18 protein-coding genes are annotated in these 21,905 nt (G+C 59.7%); 7 read left to right on the forward strand and 11 right to left on the reverse strand.

The window, feature by feature from the left end; translation table 11 throughout:
- The first annotated feature begins 29 nt into the window (after positions 1-29).
- The 3 genes from rnhB to accA are packed head-to-tail and all read left to right on the forward strand — an operon-like array spanning position 30 to position 5,104.
- Entirely contained in the window at positions 30-620 is a 591-nt protein-coding gene (rnhB, locus tag G5332_RS13030; protein WP_216951877.1) for a ribonuclease HII, read from the forward strand.
- 38 nt (positions 621-658) lie between these two features.
- The gene (gene dnaE / locus G5332_RS13035) at positions 659-4,138 is read left to right on the forward strand and encodes a DNA polymerase III subunit alpha (RefSeq protein ID WP_042055125.1); all 3,480 of its coding nucleotides are present in this window, start codon (positions 659-661) and stop codon (positions 4,136-4,138) included.
- Positions 4,139-4,153: 15 nt separating this feature from the next.
- A complete protein-coding gene (gene accA / locus G5332_RS13040) occupies positions 4,154-5,104 on the forward strand; it encodes an acetyl-CoA carboxylase carboxyl transferase subunit alpha (protein WP_005338549.1) in 951 nt (316 codons plus the stop codon).
- Positions 5,105-5,391: 287 nt separating this feature from the next.
- Here the strand turns inward: accA and G5332_RS13045 are convergent, their stop codons facing one another.
- Positions 5,392-5,574, reverse strand: coding sequence for a DUF3545 family protein (locus tag G5332_RS13045; protein ID WP_005338547.1), 183 nt, complete (start codon positions 5,572-5,574; stop codon positions 5,392-5,394).
- 160 nt (positions 5,575-5,734) lie between these two features.
- Complete coding sequence (gene tal, locus G5332_RS13050) at positions 5,735-6,685, reverse strand: transaldolase (protein WP_236381375.1); 951 nt, start codon at positions 6,683-6,685, stop codon at positions 5,735-5,737.
- Between the two features lie 701 nt (positions 6,686-7,386).
- Here tal and G5332_RS13055 point away from each other — a divergent pair.
- Entirely contained in the window at positions 7,387-8,817 is a 1,431-nt protein-coding gene (locus G5332_RS13055; RefSeq protein ID WP_042055130.1) for an alanine/glycine:cation symporter family protein, read from the forward strand.
- 62 nt (positions 8,818-8,879) lie between these two features.
- Here the strand turns inward: G5332_RS13055 and G5332_RS13060 are convergent, their stop codons facing one another.
- From G5332_RS13060 to G5332_RS13070, 3 genes are read right to left on the reverse strand one after another with little or no spacing between them, the layout of a single operon-like run.
- Entirely contained in the window at positions 8,880-10,895 is a 2,016-nt protein-coding gene (locus G5332_RS13060) for a transglutaminaseTgpA domain-containing protein (RefSeq protein WP_421259452.1), read from the reverse strand.
- The gene (locus G5332_RS13065) at positions 10,882-11,877 is read right to left on the reverse strand and encodes a DUF58 domain-containing protein (RefSeq protein WP_421259451.1); all 996 of its coding nucleotides are present in this window, start codon (positions 11,875-11,877) and stop codon (positions 10,882-10,884) included. Before G5332_RS13065 ends, G5332_RS13060 begins: the two co-directional genes overlap by 14 nt.
- Positions 11,877-12,806, reverse strand: a complete 930-nt coding sequence (locus tag G5332_RS13070; protein WP_421259450.1) for an AAA family ATPase — start codon at positions 12,804-12,806, stop codon at positions 11,877-11,879. Before G5332_RS13070 ends, G5332_RS13065 begins: the two co-directional genes overlap by 1 nt.
- Positions 12,807-13,130: 324 nt before the next feature.
- Between G5332_RS13070 and G5332_RS13075 the strand changes: the two genes are divergently transcribed.
- From G5332_RS13075 to dtpB, 3 genes are all read left to right on the forward strand, one after another.
- Positions 13,131-14,303, forward strand: coding sequence for an MFS transporter (locus G5332_RS13075; protein WP_421172804.1), 1,173 nt, complete (start codon positions 13,131-13,133; stop codon positions 14,301-14,303).
- 18 nt (positions 14,304-14,321) lie between these two features.
- On the forward strand, positions 14,322-15,284 hold the full coding sequence (yidZ, locus tag G5332_RS13080; RefSeq protein ID WP_421311276.1) for an HTH-type transcriptional regulator YidZ: 963 nt from the start codon (positions 14,322-14,324) through the stop codon (positions 15,282-15,284).
- 710 nt (positions 15,285-15,994) lie between these two features.
- Complete coding sequence (gene dtpB / locus G5332_RS13085; RefSeq protein WP_421172806.1) at positions 15,995-17,500, forward strand: dipeptide/tripeptide permease DtpB; 1,506 nt, start codon at positions 15,995-15,997, stop codon at positions 17,498-17,500.
- 60 nt (positions 17,501-17,560) lie between these two features.
- On the opposite strand, the gene ruvX is transcribed toward dtpB, so the two are convergent.
- The 6 genes from ruvX to G5332_RS13115 form a co-directional block, all read right to left on the reverse strand.
- Positions 17,561-17,983 carry a Holliday junction resolvase RuvX gene (ruvX, locus tag G5332_RS13090; RefSeq protein ID WP_005343821.1) on the reverse strand — a complete coding sequence of 141 codons (423 nt, stop codon included), beginning with the start codon at positions 17,981-17,983 and terminating at the stop codon, positions 17,561-17,563.
- Positions 17,984-18,026: 43 nt separating this feature from the next.
- Positions 18,027-18,581, reverse strand: coding sequence for a YqgE/AlgH family protein (locus tag G5332_RS13095; RefSeq protein ID WP_005349793.1), 555 nt, complete (start codon positions 18,579-18,581; stop codon positions 18,027-18,029).
- Between the two features lie 200 nt (positions 18,582-18,781).
- Positions 18,782-19,732, reverse strand: coding sequence for a glutathione synthase (gene gshB / locus G5332_RS13100; RefSeq protein WP_421249711.1), 951 nt, complete (start codon positions 19,730-19,732; stop codon positions 18,782-18,784).
- A 51-nt stretch (positions 19,733-19,783) separates the two neighbouring features.
- Positions 19,784-20,515 carry a 16S rRNA (uracil(1498)-N(3))-methyltransferase gene (rsmE, locus tag G5332_RS13105; protein WP_376888703.1) on the reverse strand — a complete coding sequence of 244 codons (732 nt, stop codon included), beginning with the start codon at positions 20,513-20,515 and terminating at the stop codon, positions 19,784-19,786.
- A gap of 63 nt (positions 20,516-20,578) precedes the next feature.
- On the reverse strand, positions 20,579-21,283 hold the full coding sequence (locus G5332_RS13110) for an endonuclease (RefSeq protein ID WP_376888701.1): 705 nt from the start codon (positions 21,281-21,283) through the stop codon (positions 20,579-20,581).
- A 73-nt stretch (positions 21,284-21,356) separates the two neighbouring features.
- Positions 21,357-21,884, reverse strand: coding sequence for a SprT family zinc-dependent metalloprotease (locus G5332_RS13115; RefSeq protein ID WP_075114977.1), 528 nt, complete (start codon positions 21,882-21,884; stop codon positions 21,357-21,359).
- Positions 21,885-21,905 lie beyond the last annotated feature (21 nt).

Here is a 21,905-nt window from a genome sequence, read left to right on the forward strand (position 1 = left end):
CGGGGCCTGTTTTGATTCAAGGCTACAAGATGATGATCGATATTCCTGACGACAAGCTGGTTGCCGGTGTGGACGAAGTGGGTCGTGGCCCCCTGGTGGGTGACGTGGTCACCGCTGCGGTCATTCTCGATCCCGCCAATCCGATCGCAGGGCTCAACGACTCCAAGAAGCTCTCCGAGAAGAAGCGCCTCGCCCTGTTTGACGAGATCAAAGAGAAAGCGCTCGCCTGGGCCATCGGTCGTGCAACTCCGGAGGAGATCGACGAGCTCAACATCCTGCATGCCACCATGCTGGCGATGCAGCGAGCCGTGGCGGGACTGAAGGTCACCCCCGAGCTGGTCTTTATCGATGGCAACCGCTGCCCTGCATTGCCGATGGAAGCGCGTGCCGTGGTCAAGGGCGATAGCCTGGTGGCCGCCATCAGCGCCGCCTCGATCCTCGCCAAGGTGACCCGCGATGCGGAGATGACCGAGCTGGACAGCCGTCATCCCGAATATGGTTTTGCCCGTCACAAGGGTTATCCGACTGCGGATCACCTCGCCATTCTGGCCGAGCGTGGCCCGTTGCCCGAATATCGCAAGAGCTTCAAACCGGTGCGCCGCGCACTGGGGATCGAGTAGACCATGCCATTTAGTTTGAGCAGCGAGAGGAGATGACGATGGCTGACCCCCGTTTTATCCACCTGCGAGTCCACTCCGACTTCTCCATGGTCGATGGCCTGCAGAAGATCAACCCCATCGTCGGGGCGGCTGCGGCCAACAACATGCCGGCGCTGGCGCTGACCGATCAGATGAACATGTGCGGTCTGGTGCGCTTCTATGGCGCGGCCCACGGCAAGGGGATCAAGCCCATCGTCGGTGCCGACTTCTGGGTGCAGAGCGATGAGCTCGGCGACGAGCAGTTCCGTCTCACCCTGCTCGCCATGGATAACGACGGCTACCAGAACATCACCCTGCTTATTTCCCGCGGTTACCAGCGCGGCCACGTGCAAGGGCGGCCGGTTATCGACAAGAGCTGGCTCGCCGAGCATGCCAAGGGGGTGATCGTCCTCTCCGGCGGGCGCGAGGGGGATGTGGGCAAGTTCCTGCTCAAGGGCAACCGGCAGATGACCGAGCAGTGTGTCGCCTTCTATCAGACTCACTTCCCCGATGCCTACTACCTCGAACTGTTGCGTACCGGTCGACCCGACGAAGAGGTCTACCTGCACATGGCGGTGGCCATCGCCACCGAGTTCGAGCTGCCGGTGGTCGCCACCAACGAGGTGGTGTTCCTCAACGCCGATGACTTCGATGCCCACGAGATCCGGGTCGCCATCCACGATGGCTATACCCTGATGGACAAACGCCGCCCCCGTCGCTACAGCCCCCAGCAGTACCTGCGCAGTCAGGAGGAGATGGCGGAGCTGTTCGCCGACATCCCCGAAGCGCTGGAAAACACGGTGGAGATCGCCAAGCGCTGCAACGTGACGGTGCGTCTCGGCGAATACTTCCTGCCCAACTTCCCGACCGGCGACATGACCACCGAAGATTTTCTGGTGGCCAAATCGAAAGAGGGTCTGGAGGAGCGTCTCGAGTTCCTGTTCCCGGATCCGGCGGTGCGGGCCGAGCGACGTCCCGAGTATGACGAGCGCCTCGATGTCGAGCTGAAAGTGATCAACCAGATGGGCTTCCCGGGTTACTTCCTCATCGTGATGGAGTTTATCCAGTGGTCCAAGGACAACGGCATTCCCGTTGGCCCGGGCCGGGGCTCGGGGGCGGGCTCTCTGGTGGCTTACGCCCTCAAGATCACCGACCTCGACCCGCTGGAATTTGACCTGCTGTTCGAACGTTTCCTGAACCCCGAGCGGGTATCCATGCCCGACTTCGACGTCGACTTCTGCATGGACCGACGCGACGAGGTGATCGAGCACGTCTCCGACATGTATGGCCGGGAGGCGGTCTCCCAGATCATCACCTTCGGTAGCATGGCGGCCAAGGCTGTGGTGCGGGACGTGGGCCGGGTGCTGGGCCATGCCTACGGCTTTGTCGATCGCATCTCCAAGCTCATTCCGCCGGATCCGGGGATGACGCTCGCCAAGGCATTCGAGGCCGAGCCCAAGCTGCCCGAACTCTACGAGCAGGATGAGGAGGTCAAAGACCTCATCGACATGGCTCGTCGTCTCGAAGGGGTGGTGCGCAACGCTGGTAAACACGCCGGTGGCGTGGTGATCGCACCCACCAAGATCACCGACTTTGCGCCGCTCTACTGCGATGATGAGGGCCATCACCCGGTCACCCAGTTTGACAAGAACGACGTGGAGTACGCCGGTCTGGTGAAGTTCGACTTCCTGGGTCTGCGCACTCTCACCATCATCGACTGGGCGCTCGGCATGATAAACCCGCGTCTTGCCAAAGAGGGCAAGCCGCCGGTGGATATCGCCGCCATCCCTATCGATGACAAGAAGTCGTTCGACCTGCTGCAACGCTACGAGACCACAGCGGTATTCCAGCTGGAATCCCGCGGCATGAAGGATCTCATCAAGCGGCTGCGCCCCGACTGCTTCGAAGACATGATCGCACTGGTGGCCCTGTTCCGACCGGGCCCGCTCCAGTCTGGCATGGTGGATAACTTCATCGACCGCAAACACGGTAATGAAGCGATCTCCTATCCGGACGAGAAGTGGCAGCACGAGAGCCTGAAACCGATTCTGGAACCGACCTACGGCATCATCCTCTATCAGGAGCAGGTGATGCAGATCGCCCAGACCCTGGCGGGTTATACGCTGGGTGGCGCGGATATGCTGCGCCGGGCGATGGGTAAGAAAAAGCCCGAGGAGATGGCCAAGCAGCGGGCCGGTTTCGAGGAGGGCGCCGTCAAGAATGGCGTCGACGGCGAACTGGCGATGAAGATCTTCGATCTGGTGGAGAAGTTTGCGGGCTACGGCTTCAACAAGTCCCACTCCGCCGCCTATGCGCTGGTTTCCTACCAGACCCTCTGGCTCAAGACCCACTTCCCGGCCGAGTTCATGGCGGCGGTGATGACCGCCGATATGGACAACACCGACAAGATAGTGACCCTGGTGGACGAGTGCCAGCGGATGGGGCTGACCGTGATCCCGCCGGATGTGAACACCGGCCGCTATCGCTTCTCGGTCAACGAAGAGGGTCATATCGTCTACGGCATCGGGGCGGTGAAAGGGGTGGGTGAAGGCCCTATTGACGCTATCCTCAGCGCCCGGGATCAGGACGGCCCGTTCCGCGATCTGTTCGACTTCTGCAACCGGGTCGACATCAAGAAGCTCAACAAGCGGGTGATGGAGAAGCTGATCCTCTCCGGTGCCATGGATCGGCTCGGCCCCCACCGCGCCGCCCTGATGGCGACCCTGGAGGAGGCGATGCGGGCCGCCGAGCAGCACGCCAAGGCGCAGGCGGTGGGGCAGGTCGACATGTTCGGCGTGCTCACCGAAGAGATTGACGACGTCAAGAAGGCGTTTGCCAACGTGCCGCACTGGCCTGACAAGGTGTGGCTGGAAGGGGAGCGCGAGACCCTCGGGCTCTATCTCACCGGCCACCCCATCAACCAGTACAGCAGCGAATTGCGTCGTTATACTTCGGGTCGCCTGTGCGATCTGCATCCCACTTCACGCGATACCGTGACCACGGCGGCGGGGCTGGTGATTGCGGCCCGCAGCATGGTGACCAAGCGTGGCAACAAGATGGGGATCTTCACTCTGGACGACCGTTCCGGTCGCCTCGATGTGACCCTGTTCAGTGAAGCGCTGGAAAAATATGAAGAATTGATGCAAAAAGACCGCATTTTGGTGGTTTCTGGACAGGTCAGCTTTGATGACTTCTCCGGTGGCCTTAAAATGTCGGCTCGAGAATTACTGGATATCAACGATGCGAGGGAGCGTTTTGCCAGAGCAATCCGCATCTCCCTCGATGAACAGCGGATTGATGATCGCTTTTTCCCGCGTTTGTGCGAGATTTTGGAGCCCGCCCGTGCCGGAGTCTGTCCGGTTCAGGTAAACTATCGTCGCCCCGGCTCCCGGGTGCGATTGACGCTCGGTACCGAGTGGCGGGTGACGCCCACCGATCAACTGATAGATGACTTGCGAGTCCTGCTTGGACGAGAGCGGGTTGAATTGGTTTTTGATTAGAGGTTCTAAGGCCCTATGAGTCTTTTTCTGGATTTTGAACAGCCGATTGCCGAGTTGCAGGCGCAGATTGATGAACTCAAACATGTGAGTGAAGGCAATCACGCCGTGGATCTGAAAGACGAGATCCGCCGGCTGGAGAAGAAAAACGAAGAGCTGACCAAGAAGATCTTCGGTGATCTGGGGGCCTGGCAGGTATCCCAGATGGCGCGTCATCCCCAGCGCCCCTACACCTTTGACTATATCGAGCATATCTTCACCGATTTCGACGAGTTGGCTGGCGATCGCGCCTATGCCGATGACAAGGCTATCGTCGGCGGCATCGCCCGTCTCGACGGTGAGCCGGTGATGGTGATTGGTCATCAGAAGGGTCGCGAGACCAAAGAGAAGATCAAGCGCAACTTCGGCATGCCGCGTCCGGAAGGGTACCGCAAGGCCCTGCGTCTGATGGAGATGGCCGAGCGCTTCAAGATGCCGATCATCACCTTTATTGACACCCCGGGCGCTTACCCCGGCGTCGGTGCCGAAGAGCGTGGCCAGTCCGAAGCGATTGCCCGCAACCTGAAAGTGATGGCCGGTCTGACCGTGCCGGTGGTCTGCACCGTGATCGGTGAGGGTGGCTCCGGTGGTGCGCTTGCCATTGGCGTGGGTGACCGCGTCAACATGCTGCAGTACTCCACCTACTCCGTCATCTCGCCGGAAGGGTGTGCCTCCATCCTGTGGAAGAGCGCTGACAAGGCCTCCGTGGCTGCCGAAGCGATGGGGATCACTGCCCAGCGTCTGAAAGAGCTCAAGCTGATCGACCATGTGATCGACGAGCCCCTCGGCGGTGCCCACCGCGATGTGGAGAAGATGGCCAAAAACCTCAAGGCCCGCATCAAGCAGGATCTGGACGCACTGCGTCCGCTCGATACCGAGCAACTGCTGGAGCAGCGTTACCAGCGTCTGCTGGGCTACGGCTACTGCTAAGCGCAGCCGTCAGCCCCGAGTATTCAGGCCCCCGTCAGCGACGGGGGCTTTTTATTGCGGTTGTTCTGTCATTCAGGTGAGTGCCCCAACGTGCCCTGAAACGGCACAGCTCAGTCTTCGCGGGTGAGGGGCAGGGTTGGTATGCCATGCTGTTGGTGATGGCTGTCAGTAGCCTACAGCATCCTTTGGCATCGCTGGCGATGGCATGACAAGCCACGTGATCATCCTATTGCGGCATAAAAAAGCGCCCCGGCTGTGCGGAGCGCTTTTACAGGTGTCTGGCGGTATTACAGTTCAATCTCGTCTGTAAGACCTTCATAGGCGATATCGATGGATTGCAGCTCCTTCTGCAGGCGATGTTTGTCTTTCAACGCCTCGATTTCACGCCATTTACGTTTTTTTCCCGTTGTCCCGCGGCTACGCGAACCGAGTTCAACCACCTCGTCATAATCGAAGTTGAACATTTCCATGGCTCCCTCCTTGGTTTTTATCGTTTTCACCACCCGTATAACATAACGAATCTGAAATTAAAACGTTTTCGTGACGACTCTATGACAGCGCTAAAAAAGCCCATGAAAAAAAACCGGGCCCCTTGGTAGGGGCCCGGTTTTTATCAGAAAAAAGAACCGATTACAGGCGGCTTGCCAGCATGGTTTCCAGCTTGCCCTGGTCGATGGCAAACATGCGGATGCCTTCGCCCAGCTTCTCGTGAGCCATGGCGTCCTGGTTCAGTTCCCAGCGGAATTCGGTTTCGGTCATCGGAGTCGGTTTGGCCTTGCGCTCACCGGTGTAGTCCAGTTTACGTACCACGGCCCCTTCGGTCTTGCTCAGCTCTTCCAGCAGGGCCGGGCCGATGGTCAGGCGGTCGCAACCAGCCAGTTCCAGGATCTCGCCAGTATTGCGGAAGCTGGCGCCCATCACCACGGTCGGGTAGTCGTGCTGCTTGTAGTAGTTGTAGATGGAGGTGACAGAGACCACGCCCGGATCTTCGCTGGCGGTGTAGTCACGGTTGTGCTTGGCCTTGTACCAGTCGAGGATGCGGCCTACGAACGGGGAGATCAGGAAGGCACCGGCTTCGGCACAGGCACGGGCCTGGGCGAAGGAGAACAGCAGGGTCAGGTTGCACTGGATGCCCTCTTTCTCCAGTACCTCGGCGGCACGGATCCCTTCCCAGGTGGAGGCCAGCTTGATCAGAATGCGGTCGTTGCTGATACCCGCTTCGTTGTAGAGACGGATCAGCTTGCGCGCCTTGGCGATGCTGGCTTCGGTATCGAAGGAGAGACGAGCATCCACTTCGGTGGAGATACGGCCCGGAACGATCTTCAGCACTTCCAGACCGATATTGACGGCCAGCTTGTCGCCCGCGTCGATGATTTGCTGTGCCTTGTCCTGGCTCTGGGCTTTGGCCCATTTGATGGCGTCTTCGATCAGCGGAGCGTACTCGGGGATCTCGGAGGCCTTCAGAACCAGAGAGGGGTTGGTGGTGGCATCGATGGGCTGATAGCGTTTGATGGCTTCGATATCACCGGTGTCGGCAACAACAGTGGTCAGGGCTTTCAGCTGGGTTAATTTATCGGCCATAGCGAATATCATCTCTTAATGAGGGAGTAATCCCTGGGTTGCGGGCTTGAGACGGTGGTTCTGAAATAAAATTACAGGATCTTGGTGCCTCAGGCTCAGAAAAGCGCGATGGGGGCGGCCCATCGTCATTGCCTGCCTAATTAATACTGATGTGCTGCATCCTGCAATAGGGGCGCTTGGTTGTTAAACATTCAGGCTGTTGAGTCATCCCGTTTTATGGCGTGAAACTATATGATTAGTAAGGTTTTTTACATTTCCTCCCGACCTCGCTCCGGTTTGCTTTCAGCTGAACTTTTTTAGCCAATATCCATATTTGTGTCGTCGATCACATAAATTATCTCGCTACGTACTTGAAATTTAATTACAGCGAAAACGTTTGGCGAAATGTCTCCGTTTGAAAGCCATTTCATGCAAGCGTTTGCGTTTTCGGATAGCTCATCAGGGATATATCAAAATGGTTCTCTTATGGGGCTTAATGGTGGCCTGTCTGATTGAATTATTGAGTTTGTTGAAAGTTTGCGATTTAAATGGAGCTTTATGGGCTTTTACCGTTCGTTTTTTGTGTCTCGCGTGACCGGGATCACTATTCCGGGCTCTCCCGCTGTGCTAGATTCCGCCCCTTTAGCGAAACGCTAATTAAACGACAGACAGAAAACGGTCAGCGCAGACTGGCCATGGATGTGAATAACAACGAGAGAATTATGGACACCTTGATTGCGATGCTAAACGACCTGATGTGGGGAGCCGTGCTCATCTACCTGCTCATCGGGGTCGGTATCTTTTTCACCTTCCGCCTGGGTTTTATCCAGATCCGTCACTTTGGCCACATGTTTTCCGTGCTGAAAAACAGCCGTAAATCGGACAATGCAGGCATCTCCTCCTTCCAGGCCCTCTGTACCAGCCTTGCCGCCCGTGTCGGCACCGGCAACCTGGCCGGTGTGGCTGTCGCCATCTATCTGGGCGGCCCCGGCGCCATCTTCTGGATGTGGCTGATTGCCTTTATCGGCATGGCGACCGCCTTCGTCGAAAGCACCCTGGCCCAGCTCTACAAGGTCAAGGATGAGGATGGCAACTACCGTGGTGGCCCGGCCTACTACATGGAGAAAGGCCTTGGCATGCGCTGGATGGGGGTGGTGTTTTCGCTCTGCCTGATCCTGGCATTTGGTCTGGTGTTCAACGCGGTGCAGGCCAACTCCATCAGTCTGGCGATGAAGGTGGCGTTTGGTATTCCTGACTGGGTCAGCGGTCTGGCGCTGGTGGCGCTCTCCGGCCTGATTATCTTCGGCGGCATTCGTGGTATCGCCCGTTTTGCCGAGCTGGTGGTGCCCTTTATGGCGCTGGCCTACATCCTGCTGGCGCTGGTGATCGTGGCGATGAACATCACCGAGTTGCCCCATGTCTTCATGCTGATCATCAAGTCCGCCTTCGGGATTGAGCAGGCTGGCTCGGGTGCGCTGGGTTATGCCATCTCCCAGGCGATGATCAACGGTATCAAGCGTGGTCTCTTCTCCAACGAAGCGGGCATGGGCTCTGCGCCCAACGCTGCAGCGACTGCCACTCCCTATCCGCCGCACCCGGCCTCCCAGGGTTATGTGCAGATGCTGGGGGTCTTTATGGATACCATCGTCATCTGCAGCTGTACCGCCGCCATCATCCTGATGTCAGGTCAGTTTGAGCCGGGCTCCGGCGTGACCGGTGTCGAGCTGACCCAGCGGGCGCTCTCTTCCCAGATTGGCAGCGGTGGCAACATCTTTATCGCGGCGGCCATCTTCTTCTTCGCCTTCACCTCTATCGTGGCGAACTACTCCTATGCCGAAACGAATCTGGTGTTCCTCGAGCACAACCACAAGGGCGGCCTGATGCTGTTCCGGATGTTTGTGCTGGGCATGGTGATGTTCGGCTCTGTGGGCGAGTTGCCGACCGTCTGGGCAATGGCTGATGTCTCCATGGGATTGATGGCCATCGTCAACCTGGTGGCTATCCTGCTGCTCTCCGGCGTCGCCATCAAGCTGGCCAAGGATTACAACGACCAGCTCAGGCTGGGCAAGGTGCCTACCTTTGATGCCAACAAGTACCCCGAGATCCGCTCCCAGCTGGAAGAGGGGATCTGGGACAATCCGACCAAAAAATAACAAGCGGTGAGTCAAACCTCTTGATTAAAACCTGAAGGGGGAGCCGGTGGCTCCCCCTTCTTTTATGAGCCGCTCTTCTGCAGCTGATCCCAGCGCTGGGCGAGCTGTCTGACACGCCGTTGCAACTGGCGCCAGCAGCGCCCTTGTTGCCGGTCGTTGAGGGGGGCATAACGCCAGCGGCGATAGAGCCACGCACTCTTTAGCAGGGGATGGGCAAGGTCGGGGCGCAGCCGCGCCAGCCGCTCGCACCATGCTCCCATGCTCTCGGCAGGCTCTGGGGAATAGCCGCTGCGTTTGCCCCGTTTGAGCAGGGGTTGCCAGATGCGCCGCTCTGGCGGCAGACGGGCGGGCAACAGCAGGGGCAGGCTCACCAGCAGGGCGACCAGCATCAGGCTGGCGAGGATCAACCAGGGAGTGTGTCCCGCCAGTGCAGGCCAGCGCAGGCCAATTTGCTGCCAGAGCTGGCCCGCATCGTAACCAATCACCCAGCGACTCCACTGGTAGTCGATATTGTTGCCCCACCAGCGCAGCTGATTGAGCAGGGCCCAGTTGCGATAACGCTGCAGAGCGAGGGGGTCGGCGGCGGTAAACTCGTCGCTCAGGGCCTCCCTCACGCCGCCTTCAATGCGCTCCGGTGCCACTGCCGCCGTGGGGTCAACTCGCCGCCATAAGCCCCCTTCATCGAGATACTCCACCCAGGCGTGAGCATCGAACTGGTGTACCGCCAGATAGTTGCCTCTGGGATTCCACTCGCCGCCGAGATAACCGGTGACCAGCCGTGCCGGAATACCGGCGGCGCGCAGCACGAAGGCAGTCGCCATGGCGTAGTGGCCGCAAAAGCCGCGCCTGGTATCGAACAGGAACTCATCCACCCCGTCACTGCCAAGCCGTGGCGGTGTCAGGGTGTAGTAATAGGATTGGCTGCGAAACTGTTCGAGCAGGGCGGCTACCAGCGCGCTGCGATCCGGATAGCGTGCCGCAAGCTCTTGGCCATGGGCGCGCGCTCTTGGGTTGCCCCCGCCAGGCAGTTGCAGGTTGCGCTGAGCGGCTTGGTGGTCGTCCTCGATCTGTGCTTCGCCGCGGCCAATGCGATAACGGATTGCCACCTCGCCGCTCCCCTGCCGATAGAGGGTGTGAATGGGGGTGAGCAGCACTGGTCCAGTCAGAATAGTCGGTTCACTTTGGGCAAAGGCCCAGCGGTGGCGCTGGGGCTCGGCGATCACCTCGTAGCTCCCGGCGGGTAATGGACTATCTGCCAGCTGATTGCTTGCCCGTGAAGATGATGCCAGAAGGGTCAGCCCGGTCTGCACCGGCACTGTCTGCTGCCATGCTTTGACCTCGGGGCTCAGCAACCAGCGCTGACCATCGAAAACTTCTTGGCGCATCACCGGAAAATAGCGCTCGCGGACAGGGGGCGGGCCATCGGCAAAGCTTACCCGAAACGCCAGTTCCGAGGAGTTGACCAGTTCGCTGATATCGCCGGGGGCCAGCTCTTCCGAGAGGCCGGACAGGGCACGGCTGGTGGTGGGCATCTGCCAGAGGGGCGGCAGCCTTGGCAGTAGTATAAACAGGGTGATAAGCAAGGGCAGCGCCAGCAGCAGGGCGCTCCCCGCACTGCGCCAAGGCCGTTTCTGCTCGGGGACGACGGCGGTCACCAGCGCGGTCACTGCCAGCCAGAGTGCCACTGCCATCCCGGCTGTCCAGCCGATGCTTTGGCGTTGTACCAGCGCCAGCGCGATGAGGAAGAAGGCGAGCAGCAGCACCTGCTCGATATCCCGCTCGCGCCGTACCTCGATCATCTTGAGGCTATAGCCGAGCCAGAGCAGATTGATCAGGGCGGGCAGGGTGCCCAATGTGCGCCACTGCAACCCCAGCAACACCACGGTTGTGATGGCCAGCAGCGCCAACCAGCGGGCAGGCAGGGGCGGCAAGCCGCGCCACAGCATCATGGCCCGGACGCCGAGAGTGATGGCGCCCACTGCCACTACCCAGAGTTGCAACTGGGGCCAGAGCGCCGCGACCAGCAGCAGCTGTTGCAGGGCGATGAGTGGCAGCAGGCGGCGGTTATCGAGCAGCATCTGGCGTGATCTTCGGTGGTGTTGCATCGAATTGGGCCAGTGCCAGCAGGTAGCGCTGCACAAAGGCGGCGCTGCTATCGGGCCCCAGCGTCTGGTTTGCCAGTGTCAGGGTAAAGGGGATGCCCCGCTTGCCGTAATCGGCGCACCACCAGGCCAGCACCGCCAGCCGCTGCTCCAGATCCCCGCCCGCGACCCGCTGCAAGGTGAGGTGAGTCTCATCCTGCTGCGGTTCATGGAACTGCTTGGTCAGCAGGCCGCGCCCTTGGGCAAGTTGCTTCCAAGCGACCCGGCTCAGTGGTTCACCGGCCTGATGTGTCCGCAGAGAGTCAAAGTCACCGAGAGTGGCCGGAGCGGGCTGGCCCTGATGCCCCTTGCTTTCGGTCGCATGTTCCCCTCTTAGCGCCCCGAACGCCGGTTTGGGGGCGAGCCAGCCCTCCAACTGCAAGTCCAGCAGGGACCAGCAGCGAAACAGACCGAGGGGGTAGCGGCTCTCGACCCGCAATCGGCCAAGGGGCAGTGGCCCACGGCGCGAGCCCGATACTGGCAGGATAACTGTGCTGGGCACAGCGTCAGCCTGTGCCAGCCAGAGGGTGCCTTCGTTGAGGCTAAACCGGAGCGCCTGCACCGGGCGAGGGCTTTGCACCAAGATACGGATAGGTAGCTGGCTACCCGCTTCCCCCAGCACCAGCGGGCCCCCTAGCAGTTCCAGCCCCAACAGGTTGCGGTGGGTAAGCCACATTGCGGCCATAAACAGGCTGCCGAGGCAGTAGGCCAGCAGCAGCACCAGATTGTTCTGGTAGTTGGTGCCTAGCAGATAGATGGCGAGCAGCACCAGCAGATAGAGCAGCCCCATGCGGGTGGGGAGGATAAAGAGGCTGCGGGTACCCAGCGTGATCTGGCGGGCCGGGGGAATGCGGCGGTCGAGCCAGCGTCGCTGCCAGCGGGCTCGCCACTGCTGCCAACGGTTTAGCAATTTGCTCATCAGGGATTGTCCGGATCGACCCTGTCCAGTAACCGCTGGCTCAGGGGACAGGCTTCGCCGTGCTGCACGCCAAAGCTGCCCCGCAGCCGATGCTCGGCCACATAGGGGAAGACTGCCTGCACATCCTCCACCGTGACAAAGCGCCGTCCCGCAACCAGCGCCCAGGCCCGGCTCACCGCCAGCAAGGTCTGGGCTGCACGGGGGGAGAGGGGCTGTGGCAGATCCCCATCAAAGCGGCTCTGGTGCACCAGCGCCAGCAGGTAGTCGAGGGTGGCATCGGAAACATGGATGGCATCACCTTCCGCTTGCAGGGCAGCCAGCTCGGCGGCATTCAGCATGGCGGGCAATGGGCCAGTCGGTTGGTGGCCCCGCAGTAGCTGGCGCTCCGCCTCTCGCGGCGGAAAACCCAGCGAGAGTCGCACGGCGAAGCGGTCGAGTTGGGACTCCGGCAGCGGATAGGTGCCCGCCTGATCCGCCGGATTCTGGGTGGCGATGACGAAAAACGGATCGGGGAGTGGGTGCGTATTCCCCTCAATGCTCACCTTGCCCTCTGCCATCGCCTCCAGCAGGGCGCTTTGTACTTTGGGGCTGGCGCGGTTGATCTCGTCCGCCAGCAGTACCTGGGTGAAGATGGGGCCGGGGTGAAAGCGAAATGTTTGTTGCTGGGGGGCAAAAATCTGAAGCCCAAGCAGATCGGCGGGGAGCAGATCGGCGGTGAACTGCATCCGCCGGCATGCAAGCCCCAGCACCTGCGCCAGCGCGTGGGCCAGGGTAGTCTTGCCCATGCCGGGCAGATCCTCGATTAGCAGATGACCGCGCGCCAGCAGGGTCACAAGCGCGATTTTCAGTTGCAGCGGCTTGCCCAGAATGACTTGCTCCAGTGCCGCCAGCAGCCCGGCAATCTGATCTTCTCTATTCATTCCCTTCATACACATTCCCTGTGTTGCGTCGCCCCTACAGCTTAATACGCCCGCAAGGGCGAAGGCGGATAACTAACGGGTGGTAAAAACGCAGCGCAGGGATGGTTATGAACGGGAGGCGACATGGTTCATTGCTGTGGTCTGGTCAATTAAATATGGCTGCTCAGGCACGTAGCCCAATACAATATTTCCTGATTGGAATGTACCGATCGCCATCTCTTCACTAGGTGGGGTGGTAGCCCCCCCCTATAGTGCTCCGCATAGTCACTTGCTTGCCTGCTGTTTGCCGCGCTTTTGGCAGAACAGGAGCCAGATTTCTGTTACGGAGCCTCAATGAGAACTTTTCTGCTGTGCGCCTTTCTGATGATCATCCTCTATCCGGTTGGCATCGATCTCTATCTGGTCGCCGTCCCCCGGATTGCCGAGAGCCTGCAGGCGAACGAGGCGCAGATCCACACCGCCTTCTCCATCTACCTCTTTGGCATGGCTGCGACAGTCCTGCTGGGAGGGATGATTGCCGATCGTTATGGGCGTCGTCCCGTGGTGCTGGGCGGTGCCATCATCTTTCTAGCCGCCTCGCTGGTGGCGGCCCATTCAGCCGATGTCACCCAGTTTTATCTGGGGCGATTCTGGCAGGGGGTCGGGGCGGGGGCGCTCTATATCATGACTTTTACCGTGTTGCGGGATGTGCTGAGCGAAGAGCGGCTGGCGATGGCCCTCTCCATGATCAACGGGGTTATCTGCGTCATTCCGGTACTGGCGCCAGTGTTGGGCTACCTTATCCTCTCCCGTTTTCAATGGCAGGGGATCTTCGTCACGATGGCTCTGGTGGCGGCATTGACCGGTCTGATCAACTTCCTGCTGCTCAAGGAGACCCGGCCGGCAAACAGGCAGGAGAGTGCTGGAGGTTTGCCATTTACCTTGTTGCGCTCCCCGCGCTTTATGCTGATCTCGTTGCTGACCAGCACCAGCGTGACCGCCATTCTGGTCTATGTCAGCGTCTCGCCGCTGATCCTGATGAAGGAGTTTGGCTTCACCACCGAGCAGTACTCCATCGTGATGATGGTGATGGCCGGAGTGAGCATGTCCACCTCCTTCCTGACGCCCCTGCTGTTGCGCTGGCTGGGCAAACAGAAAGTGCTGGCGGTGTCTCATCTCTGCTATCTGCTGGCAGCGTGCTCACTGCTCGGCAGCTGGCAGGCGGGGGGCGATATCCATCTGTTGCTGCCGGGGTTTGCGCTGGTCTGTGTCGGCTTCTCCTGTGGCTTCGGGGTGGCGATGGGGGAGGCGCTCGACGGTTGCCAGCACAATGTGGCGTTTGCCAGCGCCGTGCTCTGCATCATGCAGATCAGCCTCTCCGGCCTCTATATCTGGTTGCTTGGCCGGCTCGGCTTTACTCCGTCCGAGATGCTGATCTATGCCCTGATGCTGGCTCTGCTCAGTTACCTGGCTGTCAAAGGGCTGTTACCATGGCTCGCGCTTCGTGAAGCGCGGTCGCAGTGCTGATGGAAGATGAGAGGGGATATGCGCAATCTGGGTGAACTCGATTTGAACCTGCTGGTGGTGTTCAAGTACCTGATGCAGGAGCGCAGTGTGGCAGGGGCGGCCAAAAAGCTCTGTGTCACTCCGTCGGCGGTGAGCAAGTCTCTGGCCAAATTGCGGGAGTGGTTTGACGATCCCCTGTTTGTGCGGGTGCGGCAGGGGTTGCAGCCGACCAACCTCTCCCTGACCCTGGAGGAAGAGCTGAAGGTCTGGTTCCAGCTCACCGACAGCATCACCTCGCTCAATAGCGACGCGATCCCCGACGGTGCCCGTTTCACGCTGGTGATGGAGTCCCCCTTCTACATCAGCTTCCTGAGCGATCTGCCCATGACCATCTACCAGAAGTACCCCAACTCGGTGGTCAGGATGCTGGGGTGGGATCACCACTCCCTCAACGACATCGTCAATGGCGATGCAGATCTCGGCTTCTGCGCCCGCGAGACCCATGGCCGCTCTCAGGCCAAGGTCAACCGCTTGCCTTATTACATCGATCACGAGGTGCTGTTCACTGATCGTCCGGTGGTTTTTCTGCGCAAGGATCACCCCCTGCTAGAGCAGAAGTGGTCGCTGGAGAACTTTCTGGCCTGTCCCCAGATCAGCATGGTGTGGGAAGCGAACGATACCTGGGCCCTCGACAGTCTGCTGGAGGATGAGGGGCTGAAGCGGGAGGTGCCCATCATGGTCGCCAGTTTCGAGCAGGCGCTGCATATTGCCTCCCAGTCGAGCCACGAGCTGATCGCGGTGGCCCCCTCCTACTGTGGTGGTTATGCCAGTCGGCATCACGGCAATCTGATCGCCATGCCGCTGCCGCTCCCCGAGAAGCTCTACGCCCAGCTGGAGATCGCCTTCATCTTGCTGTGGCACAAGCGGCACAATCAGGATGCCAAGGTGATGTGGCTGCGCAACGAGATCCGGCGACTCTACAACGATGAATCGCCACGCTAATGTGGCCGTGACTGTGCCCATGATCAGCCGGAGCCATCAGCTTCTGCTTTTTGTTGTTGGATCGCCCGGATGAGTGGGCTTTAGCACGACTTAAGTGCCGAGTTCGGGTTCAACTGTGTGCCATTCAACTCTCTTTATGCACAGATTGGCCTTGGTTGCACGTCTCGAGTGAAGCTCTTTTCACGAAAAAAATTCATGTGGTTTCATTAGAAAACTTCACTGATGGTCACTTTTAAAGTGTGATCGACCATTAAGTTCCTGTATTTGCAGTGATATAGCATGACACCCCTTGGAATGGCGGGGTTAGATAGCGCCTGTGTAGTGTGATAGCCAGTAGATCGCGGCGTGAGCCAGCCCCACAGGTCGTCTGTAGCCGTGCCATGCCCCGGCTATCTGGCCACCAGCCATGAGTGACGGAGCAGAGGGGAATAAGCATCAAGGTTGATAGACCGGCTTGAGTAAAGGGATGCAGCAAAGGTCGAACCCGGAGCCGGCAACTGTACTGGGAGACGCCACTCACCATCCCCCGATAACCCGTAATTGAAACCGGCTAGATGAAAGACACCTTTCATCGAACGGGGCGCGTGCACCCGAAAATAGCCAGATTGGCAGGCTGACTGCGCTCCCCGTTATGGCAATGGCGGGGCAAAAAATAGTGCGGCAGCCACCACCAGATTAATAAAAATAAAACTCAGCAAAGGCAGGTTGATATGCGTCCAGCAACAGCACCGACCGGGTTGTTACAACAGCCCAAACCCTTCTTCATGATATTTTTCGTCGAACTCTGGGAGCGCTTCGGTTATTACGGCGTGCAGGGGATCCTGGCGGTTTTCTTTGTACAGCAACTGGGATTTTCCCAAGAGCAATCCTTTATTACCTTCGGTGCCTTCTCGGCGCTGGTATATGGCCTGATCTCGGTCGGTGGCTATGTCGGCGACCATATTCTCGGTACCAAGCGCACCATGGTGCTGGGGGCCGTGGTTCTGGTTATCGGCTATTTCATGACCGGCCTCTCTATCTATAATCCCGACCTGATTTTCTATGCGCTGGGCACCATTGCAGTTGGTAACTGCCTGTTCAAGGCCAATCCGGCCAGCCTGCTGTCAAAATGCTACCAGCCAAAAGATCCGCGGCTGGATGGGGCTTTTACCCTGTTCTATATGTCGATCAATATCGGCTCGCTTATCTCCCTGTCGCTGGCTCCGGTCATCGCCGATCACTACGGCTATACCGTCACCTACAACCTCTGCGGTGTCGGGCTGGTGATTGCGCTGCTCACCTTCTTTGCCTGCCGCAATATGGTGAAAGACATTGGCTCCGAGCCGGATCATCTGCCCCTCAACTACGGCAAGTTGCTGATGGTATTGGCTGGCTCGGTGGTCATGGTCTTCTTTTGTGCCTGGTTGATGCACCACGTGGTGATCGCCAACATGGTGCTGATGACGGTGACTATCGCCGTGGTGATTTTCTTTTTCCGCGAGGCGTTCAAGCTCGACACCGTGGGTCGCAACAAGATGTATGTGGCCTTCGTGCTGATGCTGGAGGCGGTGCTCTTCTATGTGCTTTACGCCCAGATGCCGACGTCTCTGAACTTCTTTGCCATCAACAACATGCACCACGAAATGCTGGGCATGAGCGTCAACCCAATCAGCTTCCAGGCGCTCAACCCCTTCTGGGTGGTGGTGGGTAGCCCGGTACTCGCGATGATCTATACCCGGATGGGCAGCAAGGGGCGGGATCTCACCATGCCGCTCAAGTTCACCCTCGGGATGTTCTTCTGCTCGCTGGGCTTTCTGACGGCGGCGGCATCCGGCTGGTGGTTTGCCGATGAGCAGGGGCTGACCTCCCCCTGGTTTATGGTGCTTATCTACCTGTTCCAGAGTCTGGGAGAGCTGATGATCAGTGCGCTGGGACTGGCGATGGTGGCTGCGCTGGTGCCGCAACGGCTGATGGGCTTCATTCTCGGAATGTGGTTCCTGACTCAGGCGATGGCGTCCCTGCTGGGGGGCTATGTGGCGACTTTTACCGCCGTGCCGCAAGGGATGACGGATCCGCTGCAAACCTTGCCCATTTACACCGGCGTGTTTGGCAAGATCGGAATGGCGACCCTGCTGATTGCGGTGGTGATGGGGCTGATGGTGCCCTGGCTCAACCGGATGATGAATGCGACGCCGACAGAGGCCGAGGGGCTGGTCGCGGGTCAATCACAGGCGTAATGAGGGGAGGATAGTGCGAGACAAGGCAAGGGCTGCGACCCTTGCCTTGCTGTTGATGGCTTAGTTGTACTGCTCTTCCATCCAGGCTTCGACGATCAGCTGCGCCGATACTCCGTCCACACTGCCTTTTTCCAGCGCGCGATAGCCGCCTCGCTCAAACAGACGGGCGCGGGCATCTGTGGTGGTGAGTCGCTCATCCTTGAACTCCACCGGCTTGCCGAAACGGCCATGCAGCCGGTTGCCGAATTTGCGGGCCCGTACCGTGATCTCCTGATCGGTACCATCCATGTTCAGCGGCAGGCCGACCACCAGCAGGTCCGGTTGCCACTCCTTGAGCAGCTTCTCAATCTCGTCCCAGTTGGGGATGCCGTCGTTGGCCTTGAGGGCGCGCAGAGGCTGGGCTGTGCCTGTCAGCTCCTGACCGATGGCGACGCCAATGCTCTTGGTGCCATAGTCAAAGCCCATGATGCTGCGTGATGACATAACTGATAAATCCTCGAAATAGAGAGCGGTGCGGGCCAGCCGATCAGCTGTGGCCAATATCGCTGGAGAGGTGAACCGGGTTCACCCCTATGCTGGCGGCGGCTTGCTGCCAACGTTTGTGAATGGGGGTCTTGAACACCAGGGCCGGATTGGGGGGGATCACCAGCCAGGCGCCATCCACCAGCTCCTGCTCCAGCTGCCCGGCGCTCCAGCCGGCATAGCCAAGGGCCACCAGCCAATGGGCAGGGGCCTCGCTTGTACCCAGAGTTTCCAGAATATCCTTGGAGGTGGTCACCATCATCTCATCCCCCACCTGTAGGGTGGAGTTGAAACCGGGTCGGAAGCTGTGCAGCACGAAGCCGCGATCGGCGTGAACCGGCCCCCCTTGCAGCACCGGCTGCTTGAGTTCCGGGTTGTTGGGCGGATTGAGCTGGAGCTGGGTCAGCATGGTTTCCAGCGACATCTCCACCGGAATGTTGACGACCAGTCCCATGGCGCCCTCTTCGTTGTGCTCGCACAGATAGACCAGCGAACGCTCGAAGTAAGGATCCGTCAGGCTTGGCATGGCAAGCAGGAAGTGATTTTGCAGTGTTTGCATAGAGGCCAAATAGTGCAAAGGTATTTGAGGTCAATTATGGCAGTTGATCCCCATGGGAAAAACCGCTTTTTGGGCTGGGCGAGATCCCGCCCCTGTCCGGATTGTCTTGAAACAGAGAGGGTGGCGCCGGGCCACCCTCTCTTTTTTCGGGCTTGTCGGGGGCGGTTACCCCACAACAGGCCGGTTAGCCTTCCTGGTGATTATTTGCCCAGCCGATGCTCGATGGCATCCATCAGCATACCGGTGATGTGCACGTCGAAGGCCGCTTCAATCTCGCGAATGCAGGTCGGGCTGGTGACGTTAATCTCGGTCAGGCGGTCGCCGATGATATCGAGGCCAACGAAGATAAGCCCCTTCTCTTTCAACGTCGGGCCCACTGCGCGGGCGATGGCCCAGTCGGCTTCGCTCAGGGGACGTGCTTCACCACGGCCACCGGCCGCCAGATTGCCACGGGTTTCCCCCTGCGCCGGAATGCGCGCCAGACAGTAGGGAACCGGCTCACCGTTCACTACCAGTACCCGCTTGTCGCCATCCTTGATGGCGGGCAGATAGGTCTGCGCCATGCAGTACTGGCTGCCGTGGGCGGTCAGGGTTTCGATAATCACACCGACGTTGGCGTCATCCTCCTTCATGCGGAAGATGGAGGCGCCGCCCATGCCGTCCAGCGGCTTGAGGATCACGTCTTTGTGCTGGGCGTGGAAAGCGCGCAGCTTGTCGGCGCGGCGGGTCACCAGCGTGGTCGGGGTGTGCTCGGCAAACCAGGCGGTGTAGAGCTTCTCGTTGGCGTCACGCAGGCTCTGCGGCTTGTTGACGATAAGGCAACCCTCATCCTCGGCCCGCTCCAGCATGTAGGTGGCGTAGATAAATTCGGTGTCGAACGGCGGATCCTTGCGCATCAGGATCACATCGAGGTTGGAGAGGGGCTGATCCACCACCTCGCCCAGGGTGTACCAGTCGGCATAGTCATATTTGACGGTGAGCGGGCGCATGGTGCCAAAGGCTCGACCGGCTTCCATGTAGAGATCCTTCATCTCCAGATAGAAGAGCTCATAGCCGCGCTTTTGCGCCTCTTCGAGCATGGCAAAGCTGGAATCTTTCTTGATGTTGATGGCCGAGATGGGGTCCATCACGATGCCGAGTTTAATGGTCATCCGAATATCCTTCTTGTGGCTCGATTGCGAGTGAGATTCTTAAAACCTGCTTCAGGCCAGATCGCCAAAACGGCACTGCAGCGCAGTTATCGCCGTCAGTGCGGCGGTTTCGGTGCGCAGCACCCGCGGCCCCAGCAGCATCTCTTTGAAATCTTCCTGCACGGTACGGGCGATCTCGTCGCTCGACAAGCCCCCTTCCGGGCCAATCAGCAGGCGCACGCCATGCTCGGGAACGGGCAGGGTGTTGATGCTGTACTCGGCGCGCGGGTGCAGGTTGAGCTTGAGCTCTTTGGTCTCTTCCGCCAGCCAGGCGTCCAGCTCCATTGGCATACGCACTTCGGGCACCACGTTGCGGCCGCACTGTTCGCAGGCGCTGATCACCACCTTCTGCCACTGCTCGCGCTTCTTCTCCAGTCGATCGGCTGGCAGCTTGACGCCGCAGCGCTCGGAGAAGAGCGGGGTGATACAGGTGACGCCCAGCTCCACCGATTTCTGGATGGTGAAGTCCATCTTGTCGCCACGGCTGATCACCTGACCGAGGTGGATGGCCAGCGGTGACTCCACCGATTGGGCGTCACAACTGTCGATGGTCACGTCCACCGACTTCTTGCCGACGTTGGCGATGGTGGCGGGATATTGATTGCCATCGCCATTGAACAGCTCGAGCTGCTGGCCCGGCTGCATGCGCAGTACCCGGCCGATATGGTTGGCGCCGTCTTCCGACAGGGTGATGGTCTGGCCAACTTGCAGGGTGGCCGGTTCATAGATACGTGGAATGCGCATGGCTCAGTGTCAGTCTCGGGTTCAAGAAAAGGGATTTTAAATCCCTTGTGTCCATAGATGGGGTTATTGGCACTGCTTTTCAATAAAGGGATTGGTATTGCCCTGCAGCTTGCCGATGCGGCGGTTGCGCTCGCACTCCCAGCCCTCTGCCGGGTACTGCCTGTCCCAAGCTTCAAACAGTTTACGCTGTTGCGCTGCCAGACGCAGCCCATACTGCTGGCTCATGTAGAGGTAGGCGCGGGCAATCTGGCCCCGTACCGGCCCCTTGGGCGGCTGCACCCGACGATCCTTGAAATCCACCAGCATCTGACACTGGCCGTACTGATCCGGCTTGCCGTTCCAGTCGGAGAAGCGGTAGTTGGCCCGATCGCCGTTCACTTCGCCAATGGCGGGGAAGAGGTTGTGCATGTCCCCCTCCATCTTGTTGAACTCCGGGCTCACCTTCTCGCAGTTCTTGCGACCGCCATCCTGCCAGCACTGCAGCTGGTGGCCGAACTCCCAGGCCGGGACCACGTGTTCCCACTCGATGCGGGCGGCGCGTTTGGCCTGCTTGCGCGGCTCATAGCCGCAACTGGCGAGATCCGGGCTCATTTTCTTGCCCTGATAGTCGATGTCACAGCCGCAGTAGAAGGTGGTGACCGCAGGTTGGCTGCGATAGAGCTTCACCAGATCTTGCTTGGCTTCGCGAAAGGTCTGGGCGTGCAGGGGGGAGCTGAGCAGCGGTAAACCGGCCAGCAGGGTCAGGGCGAGGGAGGAGATGAAACGCATGGGATTCCTTGCAAACGGGGTGATTGACGAACGATGGCGGGCACCCTACCACAGGGGCGCGACACAAGCTGGCTTACTGCTCTGGCTCCGGCCGTTCCCGCTCCAGCGGCTGCTTGCAGCGGCGGCAGTGATAGCGGGCCTCGCCGCGCACCACCTTGTTGTGGCGGCGAATAGAGAGCTGATGCTGCTGGCAGAGGCAGCGATAGGGCACGGTGCGCTGGGCCAATACCGCCAGATCGAAGCTGTGGGTAGTTCTGGGCTCAAGGCCGAACACCTCCCGCATCACCGATTGCCACTGACGGCCGTGGGGCAAGACCCGGCTTTTGCCGCGACCTTCACCCCACAGGGCATAGACCAGCAGATGGGCCACCTCGTGGGGCACGACCTCATCCAGAAACGCCTGCTGGTTGGCCTGATAGAGGGCGGGATTGAAGCGTAGCTCCCAAGTTTGCAGCCGCGCAGATCCCGCCGCCCGGCCCCGCATATTGCAGTAGATCCGCGGGCGGGGGAAGGTGCGGCCAAGGCGCGCCTCGGCCTGCACAAAGCAGGCTTCTACGCGTTGTTGCAGCAGGGCGACAAGCTGGGCAGGGGTGGCAGACATCAACATCTCGTCAAATGGCGG

The sequence above is a fragment of the Aeromonas sp. 603757 genome, assembly GCF_049171255.1.
In the GTDB taxonomy this organism is placed as follows: domain Bacteria; phylum Pseudomonadota; class Gammaproteobacteria; order Enterobacterales; family Aeromonadaceae; genus Aeromonas; species Aeromonas veronii_A.